Origin of the sequence: Streptomyces sp. A2-16, from assembly GCF_018128905.1 — a bacterium.
Taxonomy (GTDB): Bacteria; Actinomycetota; Actinomycetes; order Streptomycetales; family Streptomycetaceae; genus Streptomyces.
Window position 1 is genome coordinate 7,330,847 of sequence record NZ_CP063808.1, and the last position, 23,149, is coordinate 7,353,995.

A 23,149-nucleotide genomic window follows, 5' to 3' on the forward strand; every position below is an offset into this window, starting at 1 on the left:
GTCGTGGTGTGGGTCGGTGCCGCTCGGCGGGCCGCTTACAGGTGCGGCAGGATCGCCGGCATCAGGTCCTGGAAGGTCCGGCCGTTGGCCGGGGTGCCGAGAGCCGTCATGGACCAGCCCGGGCCCGTCCGGTGCACCTTGGCCATGATCTGGGCGGTGTAGGCGCCGCCGCCCGCGAGCGTGTAGCGGGCGAGCTCCTGGCCGTTGGTCTCGTCGACCAGGCGGCAGAAGGCGTCCTGCACCTCCTGGAAGGTCTGGCCCGTGAAGGAGTTCACGGTGAAGACGATCTGGTCGATGTGGACGGGGACACGGGCCAGGTCGACGAGGATCGCCTCGTCGTCCCCGCCCTGCCCCACGCCGCCGACGAGGTTGTCACCGGTGTGCTTGACCGAGCCGTCGTCGCTCACCAGGTGGCGGAAGAAGACGACGTCGACGGGCTGCTTGTCCGCGAACAGGACGGCGGAGGCGTCGAGGTCGATCTCCCGCGTGCGCGAGCCGAACAGGCCGCGCCGAGGAGCCGCCTGCCAGCCGAGGCCCATGCGCACCGCGGTCAGGCTGCCTCCATCGCCCTTCTGCAGACTGATGGCCTGACCCTTGGTCATGTTGACGGTCACGCGCCGAACCCCTCTCGCTGCTGTCCCCTGTTGCCGCGGCCCCCGCGGTTGTGCCAGAACCCTACGCAGGGCGGCTGTCGGTGACGCACCCCGAAGCGCACTTTGTGTCGGTCTTGCAACACAGCGCGACGCGGGTCAGGCCAGGCCCGCCTCCTTCATCTGCCGGAGCTCCTTCTTCATCTCGGAGACCTCGTCGCGCAGCCGGGCCGCGATCTCGAACTGGAGGTCCGCGGCGGCGGCACGCATGCGTGCCGTCATCTCCTCGATCTGCTCGGCGAGCTCGGCCGCGGGACGGTCGGTCGGGACGGTCTCCTTGGCCTTGCCCCTGGCCGCCTTGGTGCCGGCCGCCTTGCCGAGGGCGGGCACGGGCGCCTTGGCCGCCTTGCCGTCCTTGCCCTGGCGGTAGCCGGAGCCGAGCAGCTGCTCGGTGTCGATGTCCTCGCGGGCGATCTGCGCGACGATGTCGTTGATCTTCTTGCGGAGCGGCTGGGGGTCGATGCCCCGCTCCTTGTTGTACGCGACCTGCTTCTCCCGGCGGCGGTTCGTCTCGTCGATGGCCTTCTCCATCGCCGGGGTGATCTTGTCGGCGTACATGTGGACCTGGCCGGAGACATTGCGCGCCGCGCGGCCGATGGTCTGGATCAGGGAGGTGCCGGAGCGCAGGAAGCCCTCCTTGTCGGCGTCGAGGATGGCCACCAGGGACACCTCGGGCAGGTCGAGGCCCTCCCGCAGGAGGTTGATGCCGACGAGGACGTCGAACTCGCCGGAGCGCAGCTCGCGCAGCAGCTCCACACGGCGCAGGGTGTCGACGTCGCTGTGCAGATAGCGGACCTGGATGCCGAGCTCCAGGAAGTAGTCGGTGAGGTCCTCGGCCATCTTCTTGGTGAGCGTGGTGACCAGGACGCGCTCGTCCTTCTCGGTGCGGGTGCGGATCTCGTGCACCAGGTCGTCGATCTGGCCCTCGGTGGGCTTGACGACGACCTCGGGGTCGACCAGGCCGGTGGGGCGGATGATCTGCTCGACGACGCCGTCCCCGCGCGAGAGCTCGTACTTGCCGGGCGTCGCCGACAGGTAGACGGTCTGGCCGATGCGCTCCGTGAACTCCTCCCACTTCAGGGGGCGGTTGTCCAGGGCCGACGGGAGGCGGAAGCCGTGGTCGACGAGGGTGCGCTTGCGGGACGCGTCGCCCTCGTACATGGCGCCGATCTGGGGCACGGTCACATGCGACTCGTCGATGACGAGCAGGAAGTCGTCCGGGAAGTAGTCCAGCAGGGTGTTCGGCGGGGAGCCGGGCAGGCGGCCGTCGAAGTGCATCGAGTAGTTCTCGACGCCGGAGCAGGAGCCGATCTGGCGGAGCATCTCCAGGTCGTAGGTGGTGCGCATGCGCAGGCGCTGGGCCTCCAGGAGCTTGCCCTGCTTCTCCAGCTCGGCCAGGCGCTCCGTCAGTTCCTTCTCGATGTCGTTGACGGCCCGCTCCATGCGCTCGGGACCCGCGACGTAATGGGAGGCCGGGAAGACGTACAGGTGATCGTCGTCGCTGATGATCTCGCCGGTGAGCGGGTGGAGCGTGGAGAGGGCCTCGATCTCGTCGCCGAACATCTCGATGCGGACGGCGAGCTCCTCGTAGACCGGGAAGATCTCGATCGTGTCGCCGCGCACCCGGAAGGTGCCACGGGTGAAGGCCAGGTCGTTGCGCGTGTACTGGATGTCCACGAAGCGGCGCAGCAGCTGGTCGCGGTCGATCTCCTCGCCGACCTTGAGGGGGACCATGCGGTCCACGTACTCCTGGGGGGTGCCGAGGCCGTAGATGCAGGACACGGAGGCGACCACGACGACGTCGCGGCGGGTGAGCAGCGAGTTGGTCGCGGAGTGGCGCAGGCGCTCGACCTCCTCGTTGATCGAGGAGTCCTTCTCGATGTAGGTGTCCGACTGCGGGACGTAGGCCTCGGGCTGGTAGTAGTCGTAGTACGAGACGAAGTACTCGACCGCGTTGTTCGGCAGCAGCTCCCGGAACTCGTTCGCCAGCTGGGCGGCCAGCGTCTTGTTCGGGGCCATCACCAGGGTCGGGCGCTGGAGCTTCTCGATCATCCACGCGGTGGTGGCGGACTTTCCGGTGCCGGTCGCGCCGAGCAGGACGACGTCCTTCTCACCTGCCTCGATGCGCTTGGCCAGTTCGGCGATGGCCGCCGGCTGGTCGCCGCTGGGCTGGTAGGAGCTGACGACCTCGAAAGGCGCCACCGTACGTTCGATGTGGGAAACGGGCCGCATGGAGTCAACCGTACGACCCCCCACTGACAACGCGGCCCGATCAGGGGTTTCGGGCCACGGCGGGCCCGTGGGTCAGTGGTTCTGCGGGGTGCGGGAGTCGCGGTGGGTCACGTTCCGGCGGGTGCGGAGCACGGGGCGGCGGTCGGCCGGCTGGTGGACGAGCTCGCGGGCGGGGACGCCGGGCTTGTTCTCGGCGGGCGACCACACGGGCTTGCCCATGACCATCAGCGGATCGAACATCACGACCACACCGGCGAGCAGCAGGAAGGCCAGCGGGCCGATCATCATCGGCGCGAGCAGGGAGGCGGGCGAATCACCGGAGACGGGGGCGGACGAGCTGTGCAGATGGACGCTGAGGGCCGCCATGCCGGTGTAGTGCATGCCCGTGACGGCGAGGCCCATGATCAGGCTCGCGCCCACGCTCCACAGGAATCCCCTGACCTGCCCGGCGGCCCACAGGGCGGCGGTGGCGGCGACGACGGCTATGACCACCGAGACGGCCACGGTCGCGGTGTTGTACTCCAGCTGCCCGTTCAAGCGCATGCCCGCCATGCCCAGGTAGTGCATGGAGGCGATGCCCAGGCCGGTGACGGCACCGCCGGTCATCAGGGCCGTGCCCCTCGCGCCGCGGTAGCCGACGATGAAGACGCCGATGCCCACCATCACGATGGCGACACCCAGGCTGGCGAAGGTGATGGCCCTGTCGTAGTGGATCGGCGCCTCCCGGACCTTGAACCCCATCATCGCCACGAAGTGCATGGTCCAGATGCCGGAGCCGATCGCCGCCGAACCGAGAGCCAGCCAGCCGGGTCGCCAGGACCGGCTGACCAGCATGGATCTGGTGGTGCAGCGCAGGCCGAGGGCGCCACCGAGGCAGGCCATCAGGTAGGCCACCAGCGGTGTGACGAGTCCGTAGCTGAATCCGTCGACCGTGCCTTGCATGCGCGGCTGCCCTTCCGCCCTCTTACGTCCTGGAATTCCCTGAAATACGCCCCTTCCCAGCACCGCCCGAGCGGTCAGGGTTGAGGCAGAGAGTATGACCCCCACCGGAATGGTCGAACGATTTTCCGGCAAAGAAACACGCCCTTGCCCCAGTTGTGCGGCACTCGTGAGCGGCCTTGGGACGTCCCCGTTCAGGATGTGTCCATTCTGTACCCCGGTGCCGTTGACCCGGTGCTGTCACAGTTGTGCTGTACGTGATCGCTCGACGCGAGGAGTACGTATGCACGCGCGCGCCGTGACCGCTCTGACCACCGCGCTCCTGGGGACCGTCGCCCTCCTGCTTCCCGCAACCGACGTCCGCGCCGTCGAGGACGGCACACCACCCGCGGTCATCGCCCACCGGGGCGCCTCCGCCTACGCCCCCGAGAACACCCTGGCCGCCGTCGACAGGGCCGCCCGGCTCGGCGCGGTCTGGGTCGAGAACGACGTCCAGCGCACCCGGGACGGCCAACTCGTCGTCCTCCACGACGACAACCTGCGACGGACCACGGACGTGGAGCAGGTCTTCCCCCGCCGGGCGCCCTGGAAGGTGAAGGACTTCACCGCCGCCGAGATCGCGCGTCTGGACGCGGGCAGCTGGTTCGGCGCCGCCTACGCGGGCACGCGCGTGCCGACACTGAAGCAGTACGTGCACCGCGTCGATCTTCACCGTCAGAAGCTGCTCCTGGAACTCAAGAACCCGGAGCTGTACCCGGGCATCGAGCGCGACACCCTCAAGCTCCTCGGGAACGAGGGGTGGCTCGACCGCGCGCACCGCGGCCGGCTGGTCGTGCAGAGCTTCAGCGCGGCCAGTCTGCGGACCGTCCACGATCTCAAGCCCGCTGTGAGGACCGGCTTCCTCGGAACGCCCTCCGTGGCGTCCCTGCACACGTACGCGGACTTCACCGACCAGATCAACCCGTCGTACACCTCCCTCTCCCGGGCCTACGTCTCCGCGGTCCAGGCCTTCACCGGCCCGCACGGCAAGCCGCTGGAGCTCTTCACCTGGACCGTCAACACCGCCGACGCGGCACGGCGGGTCGCCGGGTACGGCGTCGACGGTGTCATCACCAACAAGCCGGATGTGGTGCGGAACGCGCTGCGCGAATAGCGGGACCGCCGTTCGCGCAGGTCACCGGGTGTTGTCAGTGGCGGCCCGTACGGTGGGTCGCATGAACAGCCATGGGCAGGACGAGCAGCGGATCGTGTGGGCCGTCGTCGGCACGGACATCGGCCCGCTGCTGCTGGCCGCGACCGACGAAGGTCTGGTCAACGTGGTCTTCCACGCCACCGACCCGGTCCGCGACAAGGCGCTGGAGCGGCTCGCGTCCCGGCTGGGCAGCGAGCCCGTCGAGGCGCCCGGCTCTCCGCTCCTGACCGAGGCGATACACCAGATGGAGGCGTACTTCGCGGGTGAGCGGCACGATTTCGAGCTGCCCCTGGACTGGTCCCTGATCTCGGGCTTCAACCGTCAGGTGCTGCGCGAGCTGGCGTCCGGCGTGCGCTACGGCCAGGTCGTCGGGTACGGCGATCTGGCCGGCCGGGTCGGCCAGCCGGGTGCCGCGCAGGCCGTGGGCATGGCCATGGGCTCCAATCCGCTGCCGGTCGTCGTCCCCTGCCACCGGGTCGTGGAGAGCGACGGCGGCATCGGCGGGTTCGGCGGCGGCCTGGAGACCAAGCGCAAGCTGCTCGCGCTGGAGGGCGTGCTGCCCGAGCCGCTGTTCTGACACCCCACCGGAATCCCTTCGTGAAGGACCCGCGCGCGACGGCTGGCCGGAAGGCCGCCGCGGTAGCAGACTCCGCCCTGCGCACAGCCACTGGCATCCGAGGGCTCGGAGCCGAAGGGACGGCGATCAGACATGAGCGGAAACAGGGCAGTCGCGTATCTCAAGCCAGGCGCGGTGGAGGTCAGGACCGTCGACTACCCCACGCTTGAGCTCCAGGACGGGCCGGGGGTGTCTCCCGAGGCGGTCGGCAGGAAGTGCCGGCACGGGGTCATCCTGAAGGTCCTCGCCACCAACATCTGCGGCAGCGACCAGCACATGGTGCGCGGACGGACGACCGCGCCCGAAGGGCTGGTCCTCGGACACGAGATCACCGGCGAAGTCGTCGAACGGGGCCCGGACGTCGAGTTCATCGACGTCGGCGACATCGTCTCCGTACCGTTCAACATCGCCTGCGGGCGGTGTCGCAACTGCAAGGAGGGCCAGACCGGAATCTGCCTGAACGTCAACCCGTCCCGCCCGGGCGCGGCCTACGGCTACGTCGACATGGGCGGCTGGGTCGGCGGCCAGGCCGAGTTCGCCATGGTGCCGTACGCGGACTTCAACCTGCTGAGGTTCCCCGACCGGGAGGAGGCCCGCGAGAAGCTGCTCGATCTGACCATGCTGTCGGACATCTTCCCGACCGGGTTCCACGGCGTGGTCAGTTCGGGTGCGGGCGTCGGTTCGACCGTGTACGTCGCCGGGGCGGGCCCGGTGGGTCTGGCGGCGGCCGCGTCGGCGCAGCTCCTCGGGGCGGCCGTGGTCATCGTCGGCGACCTCAACGCCGAGCGCCTCGCCCAGGCACGGAGCTTCGGCTGCGAGACCGTCGACGTGACACGTGGCAGCATCGAGGAGCAGATCGCGCAGATCCTCGGGGAGCCCGAGGTGGACGCCGCGGTCGACGCGGTGGGCTTCGAGGCCCGGGCCCACGGCGAGGACGCCCCGGAGGCGCCCGCGACGGTCCTCAACTCGCTGATGGGCATCACCCGCGCGGGCGGTGCACTGGGTATCCCGGGCCTGTACGTCACCGATGACCCCGGTGGGGTCGACGAGGACGCGAGGAGCGGGACGCTGAAGGTACGGCTCGGGCTCGGCTGGGCCAAGAGCCACCGCTTCACCACCGGACAGTGCCCGGTGATGAAGTACAACCGGAGCCTGATGATGGCGATCCTGCACGACCGTGTGCACATCGCCAAGGCGGTCAACGCGACGGTCATCGGGCTGGAGGACGCACCGCGCGGCTACGCCGAGTTCGACCAGGGCGCGAGCCGCAAGTACGTGCTCGATCCGCACGGGGCGCTGAACGGCGTGCGGCCGGTCTGACGTCTCGTGCGAGGGGGCCACACGCGCGTGTGGCCCCCTCGCACGGTCAGTCGTAGTGGCGTGCCTCGAAGACGTTCCCGTCCGGGTCGCGGAAGTAGAAGCTGCGCCGCGCCGTTCCCCGGGCGCCGAAGGAGTCGTGGGAGAAGTCCGAGACAGGTACCGAGCGTTCCTCCAACCGGTCGCGGAGTGTCTCGAAATCGTCGGCGGGCAGGGCCAGGCAGACATGATTGACGGGGTGTCCCGCGCTCTCGGCAGCGCCGGGCACCATTTTCATGCCGTCCGCCAGGGTGAGCGGCATGAGGTCGAAAATGGTCTCGTCGTTGAGCCGTACGGAGGGGAAGGACACCGCTCCCGCGGCGAAGTCGGTGAGCCTCACGGGCTCCATGCCCAGGGTCTTCTCGTAGAAGTCGGCCGATGCCACCGGGTCGCGCACCCAGAGGACGACATGGTCGAGACGTGTCGAGTTGTCCGTCATGCACCCCAGGCTGGTGTCGTCCTCCACAGCTCGCAAGGGTTTGACCGGACGTGCCACCCGCCAGAGATGAGGGAAGACCGAACGACAGGAGGCAGGCCCGTGGTGCTGGAGTTGTCCGAAGAGGTGCGCGAGGCGATCGACGCGCGTCGACCCGTGGTGGCCCTGGAGTCCACGATCATCGCGCACGGGCTGCCGCGTCCGCGCAATCTGCAGGTGGCGCTGGAGCTGGAGGACGTCGTACGGCAGGAGGGGGCCGTGCCGGCGACGATCGCCGTCCTGGACGGGCGTCCTCATGTCGGCCTGGACAAGCAGCAGTTGGAGCGGGTGGCGAACGAGGAGGGGATCCGCAAACTGGGTCACCGGGACCTGCCGCTCGCGGTGGCCGCGCGCGTGAGCGGAGCGACCACGGTGTCGGCGACGGCGCAGCTGGCGGCCCTGGCCGGGGTGGAGGTGTTCGCGACGGGTGGGCTCGGCGGAGTGCACCGGGAGTGGACGACGACCCAGGACGAGTCGGCCGACCTCGGCCTGCTGGCGCGCACGTCGATCACCGTGGTGTGCGCGGGCGTGAAGTCCATCCTGGACGTGCCCGCGACGCTCCAGCGGCTGGAGACGCTGGGGGTGGCGGTCGCCGGGTACGGCACGGACCGCTTCCCGGGCTTCTATCTGTCCGACTCCGGCCATCCGGTGGAGTGGCGGCTGGACTCCCCCGAGCAGGTCGCGGAGGTCATGCGCGCGCGGGAAGCCCTCGGCGCGCCCGGTTCGGCGCTGATCGTCGCCAACCCGGTGCCCGAGGAGGAGCAGCTGGATCCCGGACTGCACGCGCGTGTGCTCGCGGAAGCACTTGAGGCCTGCGAGGAGGCGGGGGTCACCGGTCAGGGGGTCACGCCGTTCCTGCTGGGCTACCTGGTGCGGCACACCGACGGCGCCTCCCTGAGCGCCAACCTGGCGGCGGTGCGCGGAAACGTGCGGCTGGCCGGGCGGATCGCCGCGGCCCGGGCTGCGGCGTGACGACGGAGGGGCCCGGTACCGCCGCGGCCCACCGGGGCGGCGCTCTCCTGGTCGTCGGGGACGTCATCACGGACGTCGTCGCCCGGCACCGGGGGCCGCTCGCCACCGCAACGGACACCACCGCGGCGATCCGTACGGTGCCGGGCGGGGCGGGGGCCAACGTGGCCTGCTGGGCCGCCCACGGGGGCGAGGCGGAGGTACGGCTGCTGGGGCGGGTGGGCACGGACGCGGCGGCGTGGCACGAGCGGGAGCTGGCCGCGTGCGGAGTGGTGCCGCGGCTCGTCGTCGATCCCGAGGTGCCGACCGGGACGGTGATCTGTCTCGTGGACACGGGTGAGGCCGCCGAGCGGACGTTCCTCACCGACAGCGGCGCGGCACTGCGCCTGGAGCCGGCCGACTGGTCCGACGCGTTGCTCGACGGGGTGGCGAGGCTGCATCTGTCCGGCTATCTGCTGTTCGCGGAGCCGAGTCGGACGCTGGTGGCGTTGGCCATGGAGTCGGCACGCGCGCGTGGTGTGCCGGTGAGCGTCGATCCGGCGTCGGCGGGCTTCCTGCGCCGACTGGGGGTGGATCGTTTCCTCTCGTTGGTCGAGGGGGTGGACATCCTGCTGCCGAGCCGGGACGAGGCCTGCCTGCTGACCGGGCTGCCCGACCCGGCGGACGCGGCGGCCAAGCTGAGCCGCCACGTCCCCCTGGTGGTGGCCAAGCAGGGGGCCGAGGGGGCGCTGATCGCCCGGTCCGGGGCCGTCCGCGCCCAGGTGCCCGCGGTGCCGGCGACGCCCCGGGACACCACCGGGGCGGGCGACGCCTTCACGGGCGCGTTCCTCGCGGCCCTGCTGGCGGGCGCCGCGCCCGAGGACGCGGCGGCGCGAGGATGCCGGGCGGGTGCGCTGGCGGTGGAACGGGTGGGCGGGAGACCACCGGCACGGACCTGACGGCGGCGGTCGAGGGCTCGGCCTCCGCCGCCGCCGGACACCTACCCGGGCCCCGCTGCCGACCGACGCCTCCTCGGCCTGCGTCGGCCACCGAAGCCTCCCAGGGCTCCGGGCCGGCCTTCGCCATGCCGGCCACCGGCGGCCTGCCGAGGCGGAACCCCCCTCCTACGCCTTGCGCCCCCACGCGGAGATCAGCGGGGCCGTGGCCAGGTCCATCGTGCCGGTGGCGATGTTGGTGAGGTGGCGGTCGATGTCCTCGTCCGTGGCGAGGCCCGCCGTGACCAGCTGGTCGCGGATCTGGCGGATCGTGGCCGACTCCAGAGCGGCGCAGGCCGGCGAGGTGAGCGGGAAGTACGCGTCGGCGGTCACCTGTCGCAGACCGGCCTCGCGGAGCAGCCGCGGAAGGGTGCGGCCGTAGGAGAGGTCGGCGCCCCGGTCGGCGAGCAGCCGGCGAAAGCCCGTGCGCAGTCGGTTCGCCAGCTGTTGCTCGGGGCCGTGCTCGTCGGGGCAGGTCAGGGGTTGCAGGGCGGGGTCGGCGTCCTCCAGCAGGAGCCGTCCGCCGGGCCGCAGGGACTTGATCATCGAGCGCAACGCCCGTTCCCGGTCCGGCACATGGACCAGGACGAGCCTGGCGTGCACCAGGTCGAAGCCGTCCCCGGGCGGTTCCTCGGAGCTCACGTCGTGGACACGTACGTCCACCGGCGGGCGGCCCGCGGCGGCGACAAGTGTGGTGTCGATGTCCGTCGCGACGACCTTCCCGGTCGGGCCGACCTTCTTGGCCAGCCAGGACACCACGGACGTGCCGCCCGCGCCGACCTCCCAGCAGCGCCAGCCGGATCCGATGCCGAATCCTTCGATGTGCCGGAAGGTCGTGGGGTCGAAGAGGGTGGCGAAGGCGTCGAAGCGCTGTCCCGCCTCCGCCTGCCGGTTGTCGAGGAGATACCCGTCGGTTCGTCTCATGCCGCGATGATCCCAGTTGCCGGGCTTGTCGGAAACGACGACGCGGTGCTACGACGAGCCGGGCCGGTTTTCCACAGGCGGGAACCAAGCGGAACCTCCCCTGTCCACAGGCTCACCCGACGCTTACGCAGGCCTGGCAAACTGGCCCGCCAGGACGCACGAACGCGTCGCTCGGCGATCCACGCAAGGGAGATGCAGATGTCCATGGCAGGGAATCTGCGCAAGGTCACGGGCCTCGGCAGGGTCAGCGGCCTGCGCAAGGTGGCCCGGCTGGCCCGGCGGCGCCCGCGCGTCGACCTGAGCCACCACGCCCGATCCCCGCTGGGCACCTCTGTGGTCAACTGCGTGACCTACAAGGAGGGGGCCCGCATCCCGGTCGACGGTGACCTGGTCGACACCGTGGAGCGGGTGCGCAGGAGCCGTGACGGCTTCGTCTGGCTCGGTCTGCACGAGCCGTCGGACCATGAGTTCGAGGGCATCGCGGACCTCTTCGACCTGCACCCGCTGGCGGTCGAGGACGCGGTGGAGGCCCATCAGCGCCCGAAGGTGGAGCGTTACGGCGAGACGCTGTTCGCGGTGTTCAAGACGGTCTGCTACGTCGAGCACGAGGAGCTCACGGCGACCAGTGAGGTGGTCAACACCGGCGAGATCATGGTGTTCGTCGGCGAGGACTTCGTGATCACCGTGCGGCACGGCAGCCACGGATCGCTGGGGCCGCTGCGCGAGGAGCTGGAGTCCGATCCCGCGCAGCTCGCCAAGGGGCCGGCCGCGGTGCTGCACGCGATCGCGGACCATGTGGTCGACGACTATCTGAACGTCACCGACGCCATGCAGTCGGACATCGACCTGGTCGAGACGGCGGTGTTCGCGGACGACGGCGCGCGGGTCGACCCGGGCCGCATCTACCAGCTCAAGCGCGAACTCCTGGAGCTGAAGCGGGCGGTGGCACCGCTCAGCCGTCCGCTGGAGGAGCTCTCCACCCGGCCGATCCACGTCGTCGCCCCGGAGATACAGGCGTACTTCCGCGACGTGTCCGACCATCTGCTGCGTGCCAAGGAGCAGATCGCCGGGTTCGACGAACTGCTCAACTCCATCCTTCAGGCACACCTCGCACAGGTGACGGTCGCGCAGAACGAGGACATGCGGAAGATCACGGCCTGGGCCGCGGTGATCGCCGTCCCGACGATGGTCTGCGGTGTGTACGGCATGAACTTCGACCACATGCCGGAGCTGCACTGGACGTTCGGCTACCCGTTGGTCATGGGCGTGATAGCCGTCGCGTGCGGTGTGCTGTACCGCGGCTTCAGGCGCAACGGCTGGCTGTGACCAGGCCCGCCGGCGGACGGGGTCAGTGGGTGGTGGAGGAGGGCGCGTAGACGCTCTCGGCCCAGCCGGCGATCTGCTCGTCCGTGAGGTGCCGGGCCAGGTCGGCCTCGCTGATCATGCCCACCAGGCGCTTGTTCTCGATGACGGGGAGCCTGCGGATCCGGTGCTCCTGCATCTCGTGCAGCACGTCGGTGACGTCGGCGCCCGCGTCGATCCAGCGGGGTGTGCCCTGGGCCATCTCACCGGCGGTGACCTCGGCCGGGTCGTGGCCCACGGCCACACAGCCGATGACGATGTCGCGGTCGGTGAGGATGCCGCACAGCCGTTCGTTCGCGTCGCTGATGGGCAGGGCTCCGACGCCGAGTTCACGCATCAACTGGGCGGCGCGGTCGAGGGTCTCGTGCGCGGGGATCCACTGGGCGCCCCGGTGCATGATGTCTCCGGCGGTGGTCATGGAGTACCTCCCGGTGCCGGACGGCCGGCGCGGCGCGGACGGCACCGCAAGTCCCGGCGCCCTTCATTCTCGCCGCGCCGCCGGGGCTCTGCACCCGGAACTCCGCGGTGCCGGAGGCCCGGCCGCGCCCGGCTCGGGCGGCGACACCGGCGTGCTCGAACCGCTCGGTCAGCCGTTCCACGCCGGGTGGCGGGGGTCGTCGGCGCGGACCAGGACGTCGGCTGCGGCGGCCGGATCGGTCTCCTCGGCGTAGCGCTCGTAGGCGGGGAGGGTCCAGTGGTCGGGCTCGGGGGTACGGCGGCGGAGGGCGCCCTCGGAGAGGAGGACGTGGACGGTCAGGTCGAAGGGGAACCAGTGGCGCAGCAGGAGGGGGCCGTGGAGCAACAGGACGCCGCCGGGCGGGAGGTGGACGTAGGGGCTGCGGGTGGCGCGGTCGGTGACGGGGTCCCAGAGGTCGGGCAGGACGCGGCCGTCGCCGTCGGGTTCGAGGGGGCCGAAGACCTCTCGCCAGAGGGCACCGGTGTCGAACCAGCCGTTGTAGTAGGCCTCCGTGTCGTGGTGACCGTATTCCAGACGGACGGAGGCGGGGCGCAGGAAGCCCTCCATGGCGACGACGAGCGAAGGGCGGCCGCGTATGCGCAGGGCCTCGCCGACCCGTTCGGCGAGTTCGCCCGGGCGGGCCGCCGGGGCACCGTCGAGGGCGACGCGCGGCCAGGGGCTGCCGTCGGCGGGCTTCAGGTCGAGGAGACGGTCGGCCAGCCGCCCGCCGAGCCGGTCCCAGGTGATCGCTTCGAGTCGCACACCGCCATGATGCGTCAGCCGACGTTCGGGACGGGCGGTGGTCGGTTCCCGGCGGGCTGGATCGCGGGGAAGTGCCGGGCCACGCGGGTGCGGTGGTGGGGGTGACCGGGGAATGAACCTCTCATGACAGGCCTCGCAGCTCCCACGACCCGTGGCGGACCACTTGTCGTACAGCCGTTGCGGAGGCGGCACTGCGCGGAGTGCCGGGGCGGGCCGCTGCCGCTGCTCGTCGTCGAGGGCGGGGCGCCGCGGTGTCTCGACTGCGCCGATCTCGGGCACCTGGTGTTCCTGCCGCGCGGGGACACGGCGCTCACGCGTCGGTCGCGGGACGAGAGCACGCTGTCGGCGGTCGTCGTGCGGTTCAACCGGCGCAAGGGGCGTTACGAGCGGCAGGGCGTCCTCGTCGAGGAGGCGGGGCTGGCACGGGCCGAGGAGCGGTGTCTGGCCGACGCGGAGGCACGGCGGCGACGCCGGGTCCGGGACGCGCGGCGGCGGGCGGCGGAGGATGTGCGGTTCGCGGAGGCGTTCGCCGCGGAGATACGGCGGCTGTTTCCGGGGTGCCCCGACGAGCGGGCCCGGGCCATCGCCTCGCACGCGTCCCTGCGGGGCAGTGGGCGGGTGGGGCGGAGTGCGGCGGGGCGGGCCCTGACGGAGGGGGCGGTGGTGTCGGCGGTGGTGGCGTCCGCGCGGCATGTGGACACGCCGTACGACACGTTGCTGATGACCGGGGTCGCGCGGCACGAGGCACGACGGCGGATCTCGGGGCGGGTGGAGGCGGTGCTGAGCGAGTGGCGGGACCTGGGGAGGGTGGCGCCGGAGGAGGCGGTCTGACGATCTGTGGGCGAAGTCGATCAACGGCGACCGGGGTCGGTCCGGAACCCGGACTCGCCCCTGAAGGCAACCTCCTTGAACGCAACCTCCTTGAACGCAAACTCCTTGAGCTCAACCTCCTCGGCACTGCGCCGCACCCCGCAGCCGCCCGGCGCGGTGGACGTTCGGTTATGGGGGTGCGCGGAATGGCCATGGTTCGGGGGGTGGGGGCGGGATTGACTGGTGGGGACGGGTGGTGCCGGGCCGAGGGTCCGGCCGGAGGCGGGAGCTGGTGTCGATGATCGATGGGCCTTACTTCGTGCTGGTGGTGCTGGGGGTGCTCGGGACCGGGTTGGTGGCCGGGGTGTTCTGCGCGTTCTCGACGTTCGTGATGCGGGGGCTCGCCGCGTTGCCGCCCGCGCAGGGCGTCGCCGCGATGAACGCGATCAATGTGACCGCGGTGCGGCCGCCGTTCATGGCCGTGTTCGCGGGCTCCGCGCTGCTGTGCGCGATGATCGCGGTGGTGACGTTCGTGCTGTGGCCGGACGAGGGGACCGTGGAGCTGCTGGTGGGGAGCGTGCTGTACCTGTTCGGCACGTTCGGGCTGACGATGGTGGCGAACGTGCCCCGCAACGACGCCCTGCTCAAGCTGGACCCGGGCACTCCGGAGGCGGCGGCGTACTGGCCGACGTACGTGCGCGAGTGGACCATGTGGAACCACGTCCGCGCGGTCGCCTCGGGCGCGGCGGCGCTGGCGTACATATTGGCCCTCACCTGAGAAAAGCCATGGGAAAACCGCTGTACGGCGGCTCACCGGCACTCTGCGCAAGTGGCCGATGAGTCGTATCGTGGCCGAAAGAAGTTCCGCAGGAGTGCCGCCCGAAGACGCACGGCCTTGTCGGACGCGTCAGCGTCACCAGCGCGAGCAAGGAAGACGGCCATGGCGGATCCCAAGGGATTCATGACCAACCCTCGCAAGGACTGGCCCCGCCGGCCGGTCGAGGAGCGGGTCCGGGACTGGGACGAGGTGTACGTCCCCGGGGCGCTGCTGCCCATCATCACCGCACAGGCGGACCGCTGCATGGACTGCGGGATCCCGTTCTGCCACGACGCCTGTCCGCTGGGGAATCTCATCCCCGAGTGGAACGACCTGGTCTCGCGCGAGGACTGGCGGCGGGCCGCCGACCGGCTGCACGCGACGAACAACTTCCCCGAGTTCACGGGGCGGTTGTGCCCGGCGCCCTGCGAGGCGGGGTGTGTGCTCGCCATCAACCAGCCGGCGGTCACCATCAAGAACGTCGAGGTGGCGGTCGCGGACCGGGCCTGGGAGCTCGGTTTCGCGCCGCCGCGGCCGCCGGACCGGCTGTCGGGGCGAACCGTCGCGGTGATCGGGTCGGGCCCGGCCGGGCTCGCCGCGGCACAGCAGTTGACGCGGGCGGGCCACACGGTCGCCGTCTACGAGAAGGACGACCGGCTCGGCGGGCTGATGCGGTACGGCATCCCCGAGTTCAAGATGGAGAAGCGCCATCTGGAACGGCGGATCGAGCAGATGCGGGCCGAGGGGACGAAGTTCCGTACGTCCACGGCGGTCGGACGGGATGTCGGGGCGGCGGAGCTCAGGGCCCGGTACGACGCGGTGGTGATCGCCACAGGGGCCACGGCATGGCGTGAACTGGATGTGCCGGGGCGGGAGTTGGCGGGGATTCAGCAGGCCATGGAATATCTGCCGTTGGCCAACCGGGTGTGCGAGGGAGAGCTCGCGGAGTCTCCCATGTCGGCTGCCGGCAAGCATGTCGTGATCGTGGGCGGAGGCGACACGGGGGCCGACTGTCTGGGGACGGCGGTACGCGAAGGGGCCGCCTCCGTGACCCAGTTGGACATCTACGCGCAGCCCGGGGACGAGCGCGACGAGGACGTCGAGCCGTGGCCCACGTATCCGAAGATCTACCGGTTGTCGGCGGCGCACGAGGAGGCCCGGGACCTGGGGACGGCGCCTGCGGCCGACGCGGACGCGCGGTTGTTCGCGGCGTCCACCCTGCGCTTCACCGGGGACCGGGACGGGCATGTGCGGTCGCTGCATCTCGTCGAGGTGGACGCGGCGCGACGGCCGGTGGAGGGCACGGGTCGAACGATCCCCGCCGACCTCGTGCTGCTGGCGCTCGGGTTCTCCGGCCCCGATCGGGGGGACGGGCTGGTGGAGCAGTTGGGGCTGGAGATGGAGCCCCGGGGGACGGTCGCCCGGGACCCGGGGTTCGGTACGAACGTGCCGGGGGTTTTCGCCGCGGGGGACGCCGCTCGGGGACAGTCGTTGATCGTGTGGGCGATCGCTGAGGGGCGAGCGGTCGCGGCGGCGGTCGACCGGTATCTGACGGGGACCTCGCAACTGCCGGCGCCGATCGGTCCGTACGACCGACCGATGACGGTGTAGGCCCGACGCGCCCACCCCGGCCCACCCCTCACCCCGGCCCGCTCACCGCCTCGCACTCCGGCCCGCACACCCAAGCCCCCCGCCTCTCACCCCGCCCGCACACCCAGGCCTCCGCCCCTCACCCCCGCCCCTCACCCCCGCTCGTCCGTCCCCGCCACCTTCGCCGTCGACAGGGCCACCCTGTTCCACGTGTTGATGGTGAGGATCAGGGACAGCACGTGGGCCAGCTCCTGCTCGTCGAAGCAGGCCGCGGCCTGCGCGTAGACGGCGTCGGGGACTCCCCCGTCGGCCACCAGCGTCACCGCCTCCGTGAGGGCGAGGGCCGCCTGCTCCTTCTCCGTGAAGAAATGGCGGGCCTCCCGCCAGACCGGGACCATGTGGAGCCGGTCCTCCGTCTCACCGGCCTTGCGGGCGTCGTTGGTGTGCATGTGGAGGCAGTACGCGCAGTGGTTGAGGTGGGAGGCGCGGATCTGGATCAGTTCGACGAGGGTGGGGTCGAGGCCCTCTCGGGCCGCCGCGTCGAAGCCGATCAGCGCCCGGAACACCTTCGGGGCGGCCTTCGCGAGATTCAGCCGGGCCGTGCCTGTCACGTGCGTGTTCGTCGTCGTCATGGGACCAACCTATGGGCTGGAAAGACCGGCTGTAGGGTGCATTTCCATGGCAGATTCGTGGGTCAATCACATGGAGCGGATCGGCGGCTCCGACCTCCTCCTGGAACTCTCCGGTCCGGGGAGCAGGCGGGCCGCGCTGATCCGGGCGCTGCGTGAGGCCGTACGCAGCGGCCGGCTCGCCCCAGGGACCCGCTTGCCGCCCTACCGTTCGCTCGCCGCCGACCTCGGTGTCGCCCGCAACACGGTCGCCGACGCCTACGCCGAGCTCGTCGCCGAGGGCTGGCTCACCGCCCGCCAGGGCTCCGGCACCCACGTGGCCGAACGGGCCCGGCCGCTCCAGGCCGCCGTACCCCCGAAGGCGCCCGCGGGACAGCCCCGCGGTCGCGCGCCGCGCCCCGGTCTGCCCGGCCGCCCCGCCCGACCCGATCACCCCACCCGTCACGACCTCCGCCAGGGCACTCCCGACGCCTCCGCCTTCCCCCGGTCCGCCTGGCTCGCCTCCTACCGCCGGGCCCTCCAGCAGGCCCCCAACGAGGTCTTCGGCCCCGGTGACCCCGCCGGACGGCCCGAGCTGAGAGCGGCGCTCGCCGCCTACCTCGCACGCGCGCGTGGCGTGCGCACGGAACCGGACCGGATCGTCGTCTGCTCCGGATTCGCCCACGCCCTGCGCCTGCTCTTCGGAGGCGGAGCGGGAGGCGGAACAGGTGGCGGAACAGGTGGCGGAACAGGCGGCGGAAGAGGCGGACGGATCCTGCGCGGCCCGCTCGCCGTGGAGGCGTACGGGCTGCCCTTCCACCGGGAGCTGCTCGCGGCCGAGGGAGTCCGGACGGTGCCGCTGCCCCTGGACGAGCACGGCGCGCTGGTCGACCGGTTGGCCCGTGAGCGGGCTGTTCTGCTCACGCCCGCGCATCAGTTCCCCACCGGCGGACCACTGCACGCGGAGCGCCGGGTCGCGGTGGTCGACTGGGCACGCGCGCGTGGCACGGTGGTGCTGGAGGACGACTACGACGGGGAGTTCCGCTACGACCGCAAGCCCGTCGGCGCCCTGCAGAGCCTCGATCCCGAACAGGTGATCCTGATCGGCTCGGTCAGCAAGAGCCTGTCGCCCGCGGTGCGGCTGGGGTGGATGGTGCTGCCCGAGCGGTACGTCGGTGACGTGCTCGCGGCCAAGGGCGAGCGGGAGGCCTGGGCGAGCGTGCTCGACCAGCTGGCCCTCGCGGACCTGATCGTCTCCGGGGCCTACGACCGTCACGTACGGCGGATGCGGCAGCGCTACCGCGGCCGCCGGGACCGGCTCGTCGCCGCGCTGGCCGAGCGCGCACCGCACATCGAGGTCAGCGGGGTCGCGGCGGGACTGCACGCGGTGCTGCGGCTGCCGCCGGGCACCGAGCGGTCCGCCGTCGAGGCCGCGATCCGCCAGGGGCTCGCGCTCGACGGCCTCGCGGACTTCCGCCACCCGGACACGGACATGCCGGCCCACGACGGCCTGGTCGTGGGGTACGCGACGCCTCCCGAGCACGCCTACGCGGCGGCACTGGAGGCGCTGTGCGGGTCGCTGCCGCCGGGCGGGACGCAGATGTCGTAGGACAGGCACCGCGCGGGGCCCCGGACATGCCGGTGCCGGCGTCCAGTGAGTGACGGACGCCGGCACGGGCGAGCCTGTGGGGGGTGCGGTGCCTCTACATTCGCGCGGGGTGGGGCTCGGTGGTGTCGATCGCAACCATGAAGTGCTTACCCATCAATTGAGCACGCGGGTCAGGAGAGCAGGAAGTCGGCCACCCCCGCCTTCGCGCCCTCGATGAACGCGGTCATCTCGTCGGTGGTGTAGATCAGCGCCGGTCCGTCCGGATCGGTGGACTGACGGACGGCGATCCGGCCGTCGGCGAGCTTCATCGCCTCCAGGCAGTTGCCGCCGTTGCCGCCGCTCCACGGCTTGTGCCAGCCTTCGCTCCCCAGCTCCCGCGCGGGCATGCCGTTGTAGACGGGTCGGCGTGGCTTGATGCGGTTCATTCACAGCTCCTTGCGGAGATCCCGGAGGATCTCCTTCGTGCGATGTGCCGTAGCGGCCTGCGCCGCCATGCGGTCCATGACCTCGAGGTGGGTCGCCACCTCGATGCGCGCGTCCAGATAGACCGCGCCGGTCAGGTACTCGCTGTAGACCATGTCCGGAAGTTCGGGCACGGCGAATCGGAAGAGCACGAAGGGCCCGTACGTCCCGGGATGCGGCCCGTTGGCGAACGGGGCGACCTGGAGCGTCACGTTGGGCAGCTTCGTTGCCTCGAGCAGTTTGTCGATCTGGGCACGCATCACCTCCGGGCCGCCGACGGGGCGGCGCAGCACGGTTTCGTCCATGACCACCCACAGCCGGGGCGCGTCCTGACGGGTGAGCAGTCCCTGCCGTTCCATGCGCAGGGCGACATGGCGCTCGATGTCGTCGGGGCTGGTCTGGCCGATGGCGCCCGAGCGCAGCACGCCACGCGCGTAGTCCTCGGTCTGGAGCAGACCCGGCACGAAGTGCGGTTCGTACTCGCGGATGAGCGAGGCCGCGCCCTCCAGGCTGACGTGCATGGAGAACCAGCCGGGCAGCACGTCGTGGAAGCGCTGCCACCAGCCGGGGCGGTTGGCGTCCTCGGCGAGCTGGACGAAGTCCTCGGCCTCCTGATCGGAGACGCCGTAGGCCTTCAGCAGGAGCTGGAGGTACGGGATCTTGAAGCCGACCTCGGCCATCTCCATGCGGCGGACGGTGGCGGGGGCGACACGGAGGATGCGGGCCGCTTCCTCGCGCTTGAGCCCGGCGCGTTCCCGCAGGTCCAGCAGGCGCCGACCGAGGACGACCTGGCCGACCGTCGGCGCGGACCGCGGTTCGCTCACGCTCCACCTCCACGAAGTCATGTACGGGCGTCGAGCCAGCAGCATGCTGACAGCCCAGCGGCGCCATTCGAAGACCTAAATCGAAGATCTGTACGGATATGACCATCGGTACGAATACCGATACGTACGGATCTCCGGTGATCCCAACTGGCGCCGCTCAAGATGCTGTTGCGAGCAGTGTGCCACGGCCTCCGACCGCGTCACACAGCACTCTGCATTTTTCAGAGTGACACTTGCCAAGTGTTCACGACGGGGCGATAGTGGCAAGCGTGATTCCGTCCCCGCCCTTAGGAACAGATGCCGCCGAAGGCCACCCCCAGGGTCTCGGTGCCGCTGCGGGAGCAGGCCTCTACAGGGCCGCTGCCCGGCGCCGGTTCCGTTTCGAGCTGGCCGCGCATCCGGGTTCTCCCGCGCAGGCCAGACGTCTGACGAGGGCGCGACTGACCCATTGGTCGGTCTGCGAGGACACCTGCGACTCAGCCGCCCTGGTGGTCTCCGAGCTGGTCACCAACGCCATCGTGCACACCGCGAGCAGCCGTGTGGTCTGCGAGCTGCACGACGACGACGACCTGGTACGGATAGCCGTACGCGACGAGGGCTGCGCACCGGGTGAACCGCACCCGTCCCCGCAGCGCGGCGAAGAGGAGCACGGGAGGGGACTGCTCCTCGTCGACTCCCTCTGTCACGCGTGGGGCGCCCATGAGCACGGTCCCGGGCTGCTGGTCTGGGCGGAGCTGCCGCGCAAGGCGGACGAGCCCCGCGAGGACACCGGCCCGCGCAACGACCTGGGCTGGGGGGCCCGCCCGAAGCCGGTTCCCTCCGGGGGGCCGGGGCAGGGTGACGAGGCCGAGGAGCACCACAGAGCGGCACCCGAGGGGGAAGCCCGCGATCACGGAACGGGGAGCGCGGGCGCATGGGCGTGAGGAGCGGGCCCGGCGGCCAGGTGCTGACCCTGGACACGCTGGTCCGCCTCGGACGCGAGCTGCGCGCACCGGGGACGTCCGGAACGCCGCACAGGCTGGTCGTACCGGAGGGGATGACGGTGCCGCTGGGCTGCGACGCGGTGGGGGTGCCGGTGCCGCTGAGCCGGCAGCTGGTGTCCCGGCTGCCGAGGGTCGGGTGCGTGTACGCCGATGACACGCACTGGTGGTGGCTCGTGCCCGCCGACTCCGACTACGCGCTCGAGTGGCCGGCGCCCGCCCAGTACGCCACCGGGGCGGTTGTTCCGGACGCCCCGGTGGTGCCGTCTCTCGTGCGCCGGCCGGAGGGGACGTTGCCCTACACACCGCCGATACCGCTGTACCTGGCGTTGTGCCGGCTGACGGGGACCACCCCCAACTGGTCGCGGCCGGTCAGCTCCGCCGGTTAGGCCGTCCTCGGGGTGCGGCCGCAGGGGGGCCGCACCCGTCCGCGCGGCGGAGCCGTGCGGCGAGGCAGCTCCGCGCCCCTGAGTGGATCACCGCTCCGGCGCTCGGAAGCGTGCGCCCGCGCGCACTGTGAAACTCGCTCTGCGCCCTCCCTCCCCACTGCCGGCCCCGCCATAGTTGCCCCGTCCACGATCGGGGGAGGTCAACGGTGGGGAAACAGGGCGACACGCGGCAACCCGGGGTCTCCGAGTCGGAGCAGCTGCTCTTCGGTGGGCCCCTGCGGTACGACATGGGGTGGAACTCCCATGCCGACGCGTTTCTGGAGCTGGGGTTCCGGGCCATGGTGGTGCGGCTGCCCGCTCTGCTGTCGGGCAGTTTCCGGCTGGCCTGGCAGGCCGATCCGCGGGCCGCGCGGACCGTGGTCGGTGCCGAGGTGGGGCGGGGGCTCGCGCAGGCCGTGAGTCTGCTCGCCGTCAACAGCGTGCTGGGGCGGCTGATCGGCGGGGGCGCGCTGGAGGACCGGCTGCGGGGAGCGGTGCCCGCGCTGGTGACGATGGCCGCCGTCATGCTCGTGGGAGCGCTGCTGCGGGCGGCGTCCACCTACGCCACCGGACGCCTCGAACCCAAGGTCGAGCGGGTGGCGACCGAGCGGTATCTGGAACGGGCGGCCACCGTCGAGCTCGCCGCGATCGAGGACCACGCCTTCCACAAGCTGCTGGACACCGCCCAGTACGGCGCTGCCTCGGCCCGCCGGATGATCTCGTTCGCCACCCGCGTGGTGAACGCGATGATCTCGCTGATCGCGGCGGCCGGTGTGCTGACCGTGCTGCACCCGGCGCTGCTGCCGCTGCTGGTCACGATGACGATCCCGAGCGCGTGGAGCGCGCTGACGATAGCGCGCCGCCGGTACGAGTCCTTCCACGCCTGGGTGCAGCACGCGCGCGCGGGGCGGCTGCTCGGCGCCCTGCTGATCGAGCCCGAGGCGGCACCCGAGATCCGCGTCCACGGGGTGGGGCCGTTCCTGCTCAGGCACTTTCGCGCGATGTCGGAGACGGCGGAGGCGGAGCAGGCCCGGCTGGCCGGGCTGGCCGCCCGGACGGGGCTGATCGCGGCGGCCTGGACGGGGATCGCGACGGCGGCGACGTACGCGACGCTGGGCGGGCTGCTGCTGGCCGGCGCGATGGCCCTGTCGGTGGCGGGTACGGCCGTGATCGCGATCCGTACCGGTTCGCAGAGCCTGGACACGCTGGTCGTCGAGGTGAACGCGCTGCACGAGGAGGCCCTCTTCGTCGGCGATCTCCAGCGGCTCTACGCGGAGGCGGCCGAGCGGGCGATCCCGGAGGGCGGGGTCGATCTGCCCGCCGAGCCGCGCGAGATCCGTTTCGAGCACGTCTCCTTCACCTACCAGGGTGATGCGGCCCGCCCGGCGCTCGACGACGTGACGCTCACGGTGCCGCTCGGCAGGATCGTCGCGCTGGTCGGGGAGAACGGCTCCGGCAAGACCACCCTGGTGAAGCTGCTCGCGGGGCTGTACGCCCCCGACCGGGGCCGGATCCTGTGGGACGACGTGGACACGGCGCACGCGGACCGGCAGCTGCTCGCCGAGCGGGTCGCGATGGTCGCCCAGGACTTCAAGCGGTGGCCGTTCACCGCCCGCGTCAATGTGGCGGTGGGCCGCTCCTCGGTGCCGCTCACCGACGAGCGGGTGTCCGGCGCGGTCGCGGAGGCCGGTGCCGGAGAGGTGCTGGCCGATCTGCCGCGCGGCCTGGACACCCTGCTGGCCCGCAACTTCAGCGGCGGGCACGAGCTGTCCGGAGGGCAGTGGCAGCGGCTCGGGATCGCCCGGGCCGCCTATCGGCGCGGCCGCATCCTGATCGTGGACGAGCCGACGGCCGCCCTGGACGCCCGGGCCGAGCTGGAGGTCTTCGAGAAGATCCGGGCCCTGGCCGGCACCGGTCAGACCGTCATCCTGATCACCCACCGGCTGGCGTCCGTGCGCCACGCGGATCTGGTGCATGTGCTGGAGCAGGGCCGGCTCGTGGAGTCGGGAACGCCCGACGAGCTCCTGGCCTCCGGAGGTGTCTACGCGGAGCTGTACGCGCTCCAGGCCGAGCAGTTCACGGCGAAGGTGCCCGCCAAGGAGGCGGGCTGACC

Annotated in this window: 23 protein-coding genes; 13 read left to right on the forward strand and 10 right to left on the reverse strand. The window is 71.4% G+C overall.

The window, feature by feature from the left end:
* Positions 1-35 precede the first annotated feature (35 nt).
* The 3 genes from IOD14_RS32970 to IOD14_RS32980 all read right to left on the reverse strand — a co-directional run bounded on the left by IOD14_RS32970 (position 36) and on the right by IOD14_RS32980 (position 3,824).
* On the reverse strand, positions 36-614 hold the full coding sequence (locus IOD14_RS32970) for a TerD family protein (RefSeq protein ID WP_123988462.1): 579 nt from the start codon (positions 612-614) through the stop codon (positions 36-38).
* 135 nt (positions 615-749) lie between these two features.
* The gene (gene uvrB / locus IOD14_RS32975) at positions 750-2,882 is read right to left on the reverse strand and encodes an excinuclease ABC subunit UvrB (RefSeq protein ID WP_123988463.1); all 2,133 of its coding nucleotides are present in this window, start codon (positions 2,880-2,882) and stop codon (positions 750-752) included.
* Positions 2,883-2,954: 72 nt separating this feature from the next.
* Positions 2,955-3,824 carry an MHYT domain-containing protein gene (locus tag IOD14_RS32980; protein WP_212672259.1) on the reverse strand — a complete coding sequence of 290 codons (870 nt, stop codon included), beginning with the start codon at positions 3,822-3,824 and terminating at the stop codon, positions 2,955-2,957.
* 280 nt (positions 3,825-4,104) lie between these two features.
* Here IOD14_RS32980 and IOD14_RS32985 point away from each other — a divergent pair, with 280 nt between their 5' ends.
* From IOD14_RS32985 to fdhA, 3 genes are all read left to right on the forward strand, one after another.
* A complete protein-coding gene (locus IOD14_RS32985) occupies positions 4,105-4,974 on the forward strand; it encodes a glycerophosphodiester phosphodiesterase family protein (RefSeq protein WP_212672260.1) in 870 nt (289 codons plus the stop codon).
* Between the two features lie 61 nt (positions 4,975-5,035).
* Positions 5,036-5,590: a methylated-DNA--[protein]-cysteine S-methyltransferase gene (locus IOD14_RS32990; protein WP_212672261.1), complete on the forward strand. Its 555-nt coding sequence runs from the start codon at positions 5,036-5,038 to the stop codon at positions 5,588-5,590.
* Between the two features lie 132 nt (positions 5,591-5,722).
* Complete coding sequence (gene fdhA, locus IOD14_RS32995; protein WP_123988467.1) at positions 5,723-6,949, forward strand: formaldehyde dehydrogenase, glutathione-independent; 1,227 nt, start codon at positions 5,723-5,725, stop codon at positions 6,947-6,949.
* 46 nt (positions 6,950-6,995) lie between these two features.
* Here fdhA and IOD14_RS33000 read toward each other — a convergent pair whose 3' ends face one another.
* On the reverse strand, positions 6,996-7,424 hold the full coding sequence (locus IOD14_RS33000; RefSeq protein ID WP_123988468.1) for a VOC family protein: 429 nt from the start codon (positions 7,422-7,424) through the stop codon (positions 6,996-6,998).
* Positions 7,425-7,523: 99 nt separating this feature from the next.
* On the opposite strand from IOD14_RS33000, the gene IOD14_RS33005 reads away from it, so the two are divergent.
* Entirely contained in the window at positions 7,524-8,432 is a 909-nt protein-coding gene (locus IOD14_RS33005; protein WP_212672262.1) for a pseudouridine-5'-phosphate glycosidase, read from the forward strand.
* Positions 8,429-9,367 (forward strand): PfkB family carbohydrate kinase, encoded by a 939-nt coding sequence (locus tag IOD14_RS33010; protein WP_212672263.1) that lies wholly within the window; start codon positions 8,429-8,431, stop codon positions 9,365-9,367. Before IOD14_RS33005 ends, IOD14_RS33010 begins: the two co-directional genes overlap by 4 nt.
* A 165-nt stretch (positions 9,368-9,532) precedes the next feature.
* Here IOD14_RS33010 and IOD14_RS33015 read toward each other — a convergent pair whose 3' ends face one another.
* Positions 9,533-10,327: a methyltransferase domain-containing protein gene (locus IOD14_RS33015; RefSeq protein ID WP_123988471.1), complete on the reverse strand. Its 795-nt coding sequence runs from the start codon at positions 10,325-10,327 to the stop codon at positions 9,533-9,535.
* A gap of 198 nt (positions 10,328-10,525) precedes the next feature.
* Between IOD14_RS33015 and IOD14_RS33020 the strand changes: the two genes are divergently transcribed.
* A complete protein-coding gene (locus tag IOD14_RS33020; RefSeq protein ID WP_123988472.1) occupies positions 10,526-11,653 on the forward strand; it encodes a magnesium and cobalt transport protein CorA in 1,128 nt (375 codons plus the stop codon).
* A 22-nt stretch (positions 11,654-11,675) separates the two neighbouring features.
* Here IOD14_RS33020 and IOD14_RS33025 read toward each other — a convergent pair whose 3' ends face one another.
* Entirely contained in the window at positions 11,676-12,107 is a 432-nt protein-coding gene (locus IOD14_RS33025) for a CBS domain-containing protein (RefSeq protein WP_212672264.1), read from the reverse strand.
* A 168-nt stretch (positions 12,108-12,275) separates the two neighbouring features.
* Complete coding sequence (locus tag IOD14_RS33030; protein ID WP_212672265.1) at positions 12,276-12,908, reverse strand: uridine kinase; 633 nt, start codon at positions 12,906-12,908, stop codon at positions 12,276-12,278.
* A gap of 123 nt (positions 12,909-13,031) precedes the next feature.
* Here IOD14_RS33030 and IOD14_RS33035 point away from each other — a divergent pair, with 123 nt between their 5' ends.
* The 3 genes from IOD14_RS33035 to IOD14_RS33045 all read left to right on the forward strand — a co-directional run bounded on the left by IOD14_RS33035 (position 13,032) and on the right by IOD14_RS33045 (position 16,146).
* Positions 13,032-13,739: a DUF2293 domain-containing protein gene (locus tag IOD14_RS33035; protein ID WP_212672266.1), complete on the forward strand. Its 708-nt coding sequence runs from the start codon at positions 13,032-13,034 to the stop codon at positions 13,737-13,739.
* 277 nt (positions 13,740-14,016) lie between these two features.
* Positions 14,017-14,496, forward strand: coding sequence for an anthrone oxygenase family protein (locus IOD14_RS33040; protein ID WP_123988476.1), 480 nt, complete (start codon positions 14,017-14,019; stop codon positions 14,494-14,496).
* 162 nt (positions 14,497-14,658) lie between these two features.
* Complete coding sequence (locus tag IOD14_RS33045; protein ID WP_123988477.1) at positions 14,659-16,146, forward strand: glutamate synthase subunit beta; 1,488 nt, start codon at positions 14,659-14,661, stop codon at positions 16,144-16,146.
* A 131-nt stretch (positions 16,147-16,277) separates the two neighbouring features.
* Here the strand turns inward: IOD14_RS33045 and IOD14_RS33050 are convergent, their stop codons facing one another.
* On the reverse strand, positions 16,278-16,757 hold the full coding sequence (locus tag IOD14_RS33050) for a carboxymuconolactone decarboxylase family protein (RefSeq protein WP_123988478.1): 480 nt from the start codon (positions 16,755-16,757) through the stop codon (positions 16,278-16,280).
* 46 nt (positions 16,758-16,803) lie between these two features.
* Between IOD14_RS33050 and IOD14_RS33055 the strand changes: the two genes are divergently transcribed.
* Positions 16,804-18,342: a PLP-dependent aminotransferase family protein gene (locus IOD14_RS33055; RefSeq protein ID WP_212672267.1), complete on the forward strand. Its 1,539-nt coding sequence runs from the start codon at positions 16,804-16,806 to the stop codon at positions 18,340-18,342.
* 170 nt (positions 18,343-18,512) lie between these two features.
* Here the strand turns inward: IOD14_RS33055 and IOD14_RS33060 are convergent, their stop codons facing one another.
* Positions 18,513-18,767: a DUF397 domain-containing protein gene (locus IOD14_RS33060; RefSeq protein ID WP_123988480.1), complete on the reverse strand. Its 255-nt coding sequence runs from the start codon at positions 18,765-18,767 to the stop codon at positions 18,513-18,515.
* The gene (locus IOD14_RS33065; protein WP_123988481.1) at positions 18,768-19,628 is read right to left on the reverse strand and encodes a helix-turn-helix transcriptional regulator; all 861 of its coding nucleotides are present in this window, start codon (positions 19,626-19,628) and stop codon (positions 18,768-18,770) included. It abuts the gene before it with no gap.
* Between the two features lie 260 nt (positions 19,629-19,888).
* Here IOD14_RS33065 and IOD14_RS33070 point away from each other — a divergent pair, with 260 nt between their 5' ends.
* The 3 genes from IOD14_RS33070 to IOD14_RS33080 all read left to right on the forward strand — a co-directional run bounded on the left by IOD14_RS33070 (position 19,889) and on the right by IOD14_RS33080 (position 23,147).
* On the forward strand, positions 19,889-20,551 hold the full coding sequence (locus IOD14_RS33070) for an ATP-binding protein (protein ID WP_249126117.1): 663 nt from the start codon (positions 19,889-19,891) through the stop codon (positions 20,549-20,551).
* The gene (locus IOD14_RS33075) at positions 20,542-20,997 is read left to right on the forward strand and encodes a hypothetical protein (protein ID WP_123988483.1); all 456 of its coding nucleotides are present in this window, start codon (positions 20,542-20,544) and stop codon (positions 20,995-20,997) included. Before IOD14_RS33070 ends, IOD14_RS33075 begins: the two co-directional genes overlap by 10 nt.
* 206 nt (positions 20,998-21,203) lie before the next feature.
* The gene (locus IOD14_RS33080; protein WP_123988484.1) at positions 21,204-23,147 is read left to right on the forward strand and encodes an ABC transporter ATP-binding protein; all 1,944 of its coding nucleotides are present in this window, start codon (positions 21,204-21,206) and stop codon (positions 23,145-23,147) included.
* Positions 23,148-23,149: the final 2 nt, after the last annotated feature.

Coding starts and splice junctions, on each gene's coding strand:
- IOD14_RS32980 (WP_212672259.1), bottom strand. CDS start 3,824: ATGCAAGGCACGGTCGACGGATTCAGCTACGGACTCGTCACACCGCTG.
- uvrB (WP_123988463.1), bottom strand. CDS start 2,882: ATGCGGCCCGTTTCCCACATCGAACGTACGGTGGCGCCTTTCGAGGTC.
- IOD14_RS33035 (WP_212672266.1), top strand. CDS start 13,032: ATGACAGGCCTCGCAGCTCCCACGACCCGTGGCGGACCACTTGTCGTA.
- IOD14_RS33060 (WP_123988480.1), bottom strand. CDS start 18,767: ATGAACCGCATCAAGCCACGCCGACCCGTCTACAACGGCATGCCCGCG.
- IOD14_RS32990 (WP_212672261.1), top strand. CDS start 5,036: ATGAACAGCCATGGGCAGGACGAGCAGCGGATCGTGTGGGCCGTCGTC.
- IOD14_RS33050 (WP_123988478.1), bottom strand. CDS start 16,757: ATGACGACGACGAACACGCACGTGACAGGCACGGCCCGGCTGAATCTC.
- IOD14_RS33055 (WP_212672267.1), top strand. CDS start 16,804: ATGGCAGATTCGTGGGTCAATCACATGGAGCGGATCGGCGGCTCCGAC.
- IOD14_RS33075 (WP_123988483.1), top strand. CDS start 20,542: ATGGGCGTGAGGAGCGGGCCCGGCGGCCAGGTGCTGACCCTGGACACG.
- IOD14_RS33015 (WP_123988471.1), bottom strand. CDS start 10,327: ATGAGACGAACCGACGGGTATCTCCTCGACAACCGGCAGGCGGAGGCG.
- IOD14_RS33025 (WP_212672264.1), bottom strand. CDS start 12,107: ATGACCACCGCCGGAGACATCATGCACCGGGGCGCCCAGTGGATCCCC.
- fdhA (WP_123988467.1), top strand. CDS start 5,723: ATGAGCGGAAACAGGGCAGTCGCGTATCTCAAGCCAGGCGCGGTGGAG.
- IOD14_RS33000 (WP_123988468.1), bottom strand. CDS start 7,424: ATGACGGACAACTCGACACGTCTCGACCATGTCGTCCTCTGGGTGCGC.
- IOD14_RS33040 (WP_123988476.1), top strand. CDS start 14,017: ATGATCGATGGGCCTTACTTCGTGCTGGTGGTGCTGGGGGTGCTCGGG.
- IOD14_RS33020 (WP_123988472.1), top strand. CDS start 10,526: ATGTCCATGGCAGGGAATCTGCGCAAGGTCACGGGCCTCGGCAGGGTC.
- IOD14_RS33045 (WP_123988477.1), top strand. CDS start 14,659: ATGGCGGATCCCAAGGGATTCATGACCAACCCTCGCAAGGACTGGCCC.
- IOD14_RS32985 (WP_212672260.1), top strand. CDS start 4,105: ATGCACGCGCGCGCCGTGACCGCTCTGACCACCGCGCTCCTGGGGACC.